Source organism: Limnohabitans sp. DM1 (genome assembly GCF_001269385.1).
GTDB lineage: Bacteria > Pseudomonadota > Gammaproteobacteria > Burkholderiales > Burkholderiaceae_C > Limnohabitans_A.
Genome location: NZ_CXOO01000051.1, coordinates 20873 through 27216 on the forward strand (window position 1 = coordinate 20873; position 6344 = coordinate 27216).

The window sequence follows — 6344 nt, forward strand, 5'->3', positions numbered from 1 at the left end:
GGTTTGGATTTCTAAGACTCAAGTGGATCGGTCATTATTGACGCACGCCAACCCCCGCCAATCCGTCGTAAACCCCGACGACATCCTTTCCTGGCGCATCGCCCACAACTTCATCGCCTTCGGTGCCCCCGCGCTGGCCAGCTTCAGCGTCCCTCGCCCATAGCGCTGGTTCAGCTGGTCCATGGCCAGCATCAGGCGCACGCGGTTTTCGGGCATGGTGTCGTCAAAGTCCAGTGTCAGTTGTTCGCGGGTGGCCGGTTGCAGGTCCATCAGCATCACGCCTGCTTTCGCGTATTTGTAGCCGTCTTTGTAGATGCGTTTGACGATGGCGTTGGCCGCCTGGGTGATGTGGGCGCTGTCGCTGGTGGGGCTGGGCAGGGGGATGCTTGCGCTGCGGCTGTATTGCGGGTCTTGTTGCCGGAAGGGGCTGGTGCGGATGAAGGCCATGATCTGGCCGGTGTGGCTGTTTTGCTTGCGCAGTTTTTCTGCGGCCCTGCACGCGAATTCGGTGACGGCTTCTTGCAACTCGATCAACTCAGTCACCGGGTGGCCGAAGCTGCGGGTGCACGCGATCTGTTGTTTGGCCGGGGGCTCATCTTCAAATTCGATGCAGGGCACGCCATTGAGTTCGCGCACGGTTTTTTCCAGCACGACCGACCATCCCGCTTTCGCTGCAGCCGGGCTCATGCGCTGCAAGTCCAGCGCGGTGTGCACGCCAATTTCTCGAAGCTGTGCACCGATCTTGCGGCCCACGCCCCACACGTCGCCGACCTCGGTGGCGGCCAGCAGGGCGGCCAGGTCTTCGGGGGTGCACGCGCCCAGGTGGCAGATTTGGGCGTGTTGGGCGGGGTAGCTGCCGGGTTTGCGTTCGGCGTTTTTGGCGATGGCGTTGGCTAGCTTTGCGAGGGTTTTGGTGGGGCCGATGCCGATGCAGGTCGGGATGCCGATCCATTGGTGGATGCGTTTTCGGATGGTGCGGGCGCGCCGCACCAGGTCACCGGGGATGGCGCTCAGGTCAATGAAACTTTCATCGATGGAATAGACCTCTTGCGTGTGGCCCAGGCCTGCGGCCAAGGTCATCATGCGGTCGCTCATGTCGCCATACAAAGCAAAGTTGGCTGACAGGGCGATCAGGCCCGCGTCGCGCTCTAGGTCGCGCAGCTGAAAGTAGGGCGCGCCCATCTTGATGCCCAGGGCCTTGGCCTCGTCACTGCGGGCAATGGCGCAGCCGTCGTTGTTGGACAGCACAACCACCGGCCGGCCTTGCAGCCAGGGCTGGAAGACGCGTTCGCAGGAGACGTAGAAATTGTTGCCGTCGATGAGGGCGAGCATGTCATGCCCCGTGCTGCACGATGCTGGCCACGACCACGCCCCAGATTTCCACGGTCTGGCCGTCCTTGGGCACGATGTCCGCAAACTCAGGATTGGCCGCCACCAGCCGAAAACTGTCCTGGCCAGTGTTCAGCGTCTTGCAGGTGAAATCGCCATCAACCACGGCCACCACGACATGACCGTTTTCGGGCTTGATCGCCCGATCAACCAGCACAACCGAGCCATCCAAGATGCCCGCGTCGCGCATGGATTGCCCGCTCACGCGCAGCATGAACGTGGCCTGCGGATGCTTGATCAATTGGTTCATCAAGTCGATGTGTTCGACCTGGTGATCTTCTGCTGGCGAGGGGAATCCAGCCTGCACGCTGGCCGAGAAAGTGTTGACCAGGAACGGCCGTGAAGGCAGGGGCTGCGGAGTGGAAAGCTGGGGCATGATGTCGCCTGATACTGTATAAAACATCAGTATACTGGCGGCATCAGCAATTTGCAGTTGCCTGATTTTCGAGTGTTTGTGCCCCTCGGCCGGATGGAGGGGGGCGGTTATTTGAGGTGGCTATCTGGTTTCCGCGATCAACATTTTGATGTGTTCCGGCTCCAGTGTCCATGGCATGTTGGCAGGGTTAATGACTGCCCCGCCATAGCGCGGTTCATTCAGAACTCTGGACCAAACCTCTGACGCTCCCAGCACGAATGCTTGTGCATCGTTTCCTGCCCAAAGCCTCAATTCACTCCAACTGGTGAATACCGGTAAAAAGGTTTTTCCTTCAGAACTTTGGCACGTCATGAACTCAATAACGCTGCCGGGTTCTATGACAGTGGTTTGTCCATGCTCGGCTAGCTTCAATCGGTCTCCGAGAATGGGTGCTAAGTATGTCGCTGCTTGGAGCGCACGCCCCACATCGGTAACTGTCTGTTCGGTGGGTGAAAAACGATGGCGGAACATCGCCGCTTCGAGGCCGGGGTTCTCAACCAGCCGTGATGTTGGTTCCGCTTTCTTTTTTTCTGTTGTTTTCTTAAACGGCCACATGATTTCCCTTAGTTGAGCAAGCCCATCTGCGGCGGGCTGCCCGCAAGCATATCCGCTGGGCAAGCCCTCAGGACCATCCTGGCCACAAGCTCCTTCATCCACCACCGCCAGTGTGTTCAAAGTCCACCGCGACTGAAGTGGACCCCAAAGTCAGGACAGACTTGATGTCAGTTTAAGTTGCACTCAACTTCTCGCAGCTGGACGGCGCTGCCCCGGTATTTGCAATTTGTATTGCTGACTCACTCTCAATCCCGATTTCCTCGACTGCAGTCCCGATGGAGCGCAGCGCAACTAGGAGTCTTTCTTTGCTCCGGTATTTGTCCACGATCATCGCACCACCGCCGCTCGAGGTCTTGTGAACCTCCTGCGGGGTTTGATTGTCCAATGCTTGGTGTGGGCGTTCTGTGTTGTAAAAGGCAAAGTATTTCGTCAGGCCGACCAGCAACTCGACCATCGTGGCGTAGCCGTTGAGGTACACGTCTTCGTGTTTGACGCTCCGCCAAAGCCGCTCCACAAAGATGTTGTCGTACGCCCGACCCCGGCCGTCCATGCTGATGGCAATGGCCTCGCGTTTCAGAACGTCCGTGAAGGCAACGCTGGTGAATTGGCTGCCCTGGTCGCTGTTGAACACCTCAGGCTTGCCATGCTCACGCAAGGCGTCTTCCAAGCAGTCCACGCAAAACGCAGCCTCCATGCTGTTGCTGATTCGCCAGCTCAGCACCCGCCTTGAATACCAGTCGATCACAGCCACCAAGTAAGCAAAGCCGCGCGCCAGCCGCACGTAGGTGATGTCCGTGCTCCAGACCTGATTGGCCCGCGCCACGGGCACGCCACGCAGCAAGTAGGGGTAGACCTTGTGCTGCGGGTGCGCCGCGCTTGTGTTCGGCCCTGGTGCCATACCTGCCAGCGACATGCAGCGCATGAAGCGTTGCACCCGCTTGCGATTGACCCGGTGCCCGCAGCGCCCCAAATACACCACCATCTTGCGGCTGCCGTAGAAGGGATGACGCGTGTATTCCTCATCAATCAGGCGCTTGAGCAGCTCGTCTGCCTCGACAAACAACACAGCTTTGCGCTTGACGTAGACCGTCGTGCGCGAAACGCCAGCGAGCATGCACTGGCGCTTTTGCGTGACATCGGCATGGGCGCTTATCCAAGCATGACGGATCATGGCAGGCTGATTCCGGACTTTTTTTTGAGCCAGTCCAGCTCCATCTTCAAGCGACCGATCTCACTATAAAGCCGGTCCGGCGCGCTCTCGGCAGATACCGGTTGTGGCCCACGCTTGCCTTCAAACAGACTTTTGGCCTTGGCTTGGATCTCTCGCTTCCATTGGCCGACCTGAATTGGATGGACGCCGTGCTCTTGGGCGATTTGGTTGATGGTCTTCATCCCACCGAGCGCCTCCAGCCCCACCTTGGCCTTGAACTCCGGTGGATGAACTCTTCGCTTTTTTGACTCAGTCACTGATGTTACGCAGCCCACCCCTGATAGGCTTCATGGATGAAAAAAGCTGACCTTGATTTGTACACGGACTATTTGTTGAGCACTTTTGGTGCTGCGACGGCGACGGGCTTGTCGGCGATGGTTGAAGGTGACGTCAGCCACGACCACATCACACGGTTTTTATCGGCGCAGGAGTACACCTCCAAGGACCTGTGGCAACAGGTCAAGTTGACCGTCAGGTCGATTGAGCGTGACGACGGTGTGTTGATCTTTGACGACACGATTCAGGAGAAAGCCTGGACCGATGAGAGCGAGTTGATGTGCTGGCACTTTGACCATTGCAGCGGGCGTACCGTCAAAGGGATCAACCTGCTCAATGCGCTGTACTACTGCAACGAAACTTCCATCCCGGTGGCGTTTGAACTGGTGAAGAAGCCGATTCAATACAGCGAGCTTGCGACCAGAAAACTCAAGCGCAAAAGTGACAAGACCAAAAACGACATGATGCGCGAGATGATTCAAACCTGTATTCACAACAGCTTGAAGTTTCGTTTCGTGCTGATGGACAGTTGGTTCTCGTCAGAGTAGAACTTCGAATTCATCACAGGCAAAGGCCGACATTTCATTGCAGCCCTCAAGGACAACCGTCTGATTGCCTTGAGCCAAGAGGATCGAAAAAAGAAGCGCTTTGTCCGTGTAGATGAGCTGGACTTCTCAGAGCAAACCACCGTGCAAGGCTGGCTCAAGGGATATGCGAAAGCAGTCCTGGTGGTCCGCCAAGTCTTTAAAAACAAAGACGACAGTACCGGGGTATTGCATCTGGTGTGCAGTGATTTGACTTGCGACTATGACGCCATCACCACGAGCTACAAAAAACGGTGGCAAGTGGAGGTATTTCACAAATCCTTGAAGTCCAATGCCAACCTGGCCAAGTCCCCCACGCGCACGCTGCGAACCCAAAGCAACCATGTCTTTATGGCGATTTACGCCACCTTCAAGCTCGAATGCTTGAGCATCTCTAACAAGCTAAATCCTTTCGCGCTTTGTCGCAAACTACTCATCAACGCATCGCGCTCCGCCTATGCCCAACTTCAGCTGTTCAGGGCTGCTGCGTAACATCAGTCAGTCATTGGTAACCCGTTTCTTTAGACAGTGTCCCACTTAAACACCTGTCCCAAATTCGGGGTCCACTTCAGACTTCATGGTGGACCCGTTACCGCATTCATCAAAAATTTGTATTTGTATTTTGTAGTGTGTTGTATACTACTATTACACACTACACAAAGGATACATCATGACCTCCACCACCGCGCGAATTTTTGAGATTGCCGACGAGCTCGATGCCGCTGGTCACAACCCCACGCTCGCCAGTGTGCGCAAGGCGCTGGGTGGCGGCAGCTACACCACGATCAGCCAGGCCATGACCGAATGGCGCGCGCGCAAAGCCGCCAAAGAAACCCCAGTGCAAGAGGCCGCGCCGCAGGCTATCACCGAACTTTTGGAGCAACTGGGCACGGACATTTGGACGCATGCGCTCCAGATCTGCAACGGGCGTTTGTCGGCTGAGCGCGAGGCTTTGGAGAATGATCGTCAGGCGATTGAAGCGCAGCGCCAAGAAGCGGCAGACCTGGCCGACCAGCTGAGCAGCGAGCTGGAAGCGGCGCGCCAAGAAGGAACGGATTTGCGCAAGCAACTCGACGTTGCGCAATCGACCGTCAAGGGGCTGGGCGATCAGTTGCGTGACCGTGAGCGCGATTTGGCCGTTGCCGAGGTGCGTGCCGACGAAATCAAAACCCGCGCCGCCCAGCTCACCGATCAGCTAAACGCAGCAACCGCACAAAATTCACAGTTACTGCAGACCATCAAGGAAATGCAGCAAGCTAAGAATCAAAACGGAAAGTAACGACGGGTTTGCGCATCCCAAGCGGCGCGCGGCGGCCTTGAAGGTGACCACTTATGGGGGGAGCCAGCCAAAGGTTGCCATTTATGGGGAAAGCAAACCTCAAGGTGACCATTTATGGGGCGAGCCATCCAAAGGTTGCCACTTATGGGGGGAGCAAACCTCAAGGTGACCATTTATGGGGCGAGCCAGCCAAAGGTTGCCATTTATGGGGAAAGCAAACCTCAAGGTGACCATTTATGGGGCGAGCCATCCAAAGGTTGCCACTTATGGGGGGAGCAAACCTCAAGGTGACCATTTATGGGGCGAGCCAGCCAAAGGTTGCCATTTATGGGGAAAGCAAACCTCAAGGTGACCATTTATGGGGCGAGCCAKCCAAAGGTTGCCACTTATGGGGGGAGCAAACCTCAAGGTGACCATTTATGGGGCGAGCCAGCCAAAGGTTGCCATTTATGGGGAAAGCAAACCTCAAGGTGACCATTTATGGGGCGAGCCAGCCAAAGGTTGCCATTTATGGGGAAAGCAAACCTCAAGGTGACCATATATGGGGCGAGCCATAACCAAAGGTGACCACTTATGGGGAGAATGCCGACCCGCTGGAGATGGTTCAAATCACGTCATTGGACACTTCGCTTCTCC

Annotated in this window: 4 protein-coding genes and 2 pseudogenes; 2 read left to right on the top strand and 4 right to left on the bottom strand. The window is 56.5% G+C overall.

Annotation, left to right across the window (positions count from 1 at the left end; all coding sequences use genetic code 11):
• Window positions 1–18: 18 nt before the first annotated feature.
• The 4 genes and pseudogenes from AMM33_RS18295 to AMM33_RS18310 all read right to left on the bottom strand — a co-directional run.
• Window positions 19–1332 carry a Y-family DNA polymerase gene (locus AMM33_RS18295; protein ID WP_090142699.1) on the bottom strand — a complete coding sequence of 438 codons (1314 nt, stop codon included), beginning with the start codon at window positions 1330–1332 and terminating at the stop codon, window positions 19–21.
• A 1-nt stretch (window position 1333) separates the two neighbouring features.
• Window positions 1334–1765 carry a LexA family protein gene (locus AMM33_RS18300; protein ID WP_090142704.1) on the bottom strand — a complete coding sequence of 144 codons (432 nt, stop codon included), beginning with the start codon at window positions 1763–1765 and terminating at the stop codon, window positions 1334–1336.
• Between the two features lie 120 nt (window positions 1766–1885).
• Window positions 1886–2479: an SseB family protein gene (locus tag AMM33_RS18305; RefSeq protein ID WP_194945553.1), complete on the bottom strand. Its 594-nt coding sequence runs from the start codon at window positions 2477–2479 to the stop codon at window positions 1886–1888.
• A gap of 163 nt (window positions 2480–2642) precedes the next feature.
• A pseudogene (locus AMM33_RS18310) lies at window positions 2643–3826 on the bottom strand (IS3 family transposase); the annotation flags it as partial.
• A gap of 36 nt (window positions 3827–3862) precedes the next feature.
• On the opposite strand from AMM33_RS18310, the pseudogene AMM33_RS18315 reads away from it, so the two are divergent.
• Window positions 3863–4921, top strand: a pseudogene (locus tag AMM33_RS18315) (transposase).
• A 178-nt stretch (window positions 4922–5099) separates the two neighbouring features.
• Entirely contained in the window at window positions 5100–5708 is a 609-nt protein-coding gene (locus AMM33_RS18320) for a DNA-binding protein (protein ID WP_090142701.1), read from the top strand.
• Window positions 5709–6344: the final 636 nt, after the last annotated feature.

Excerpts from the sequence above, each read along its gene's own strand:
- AMM33_RS18295 (WP_090142699.1), bottom strand. The coding sequence starts at position 1,332 with ATGCTCGCCCTCATCGACGGCAACAATTTCTACGTCTCCTGCGAACGC.
- AMM33_RS18320 (WP_090142701.1), top strand. The coding sequence starts at position 5,100 with ATGACCTCCACCACCGCGCGAATTTTTGAGATTGCCGACGAGCTCGAT.
- AMM33_RS18300 (WP_090142704.1), bottom strand. The coding sequence starts at position 1,765 with ATGCCCCAGCTTTCCACTCCGCAGCCCCTGCCTTCACGGCCGTTCCTG.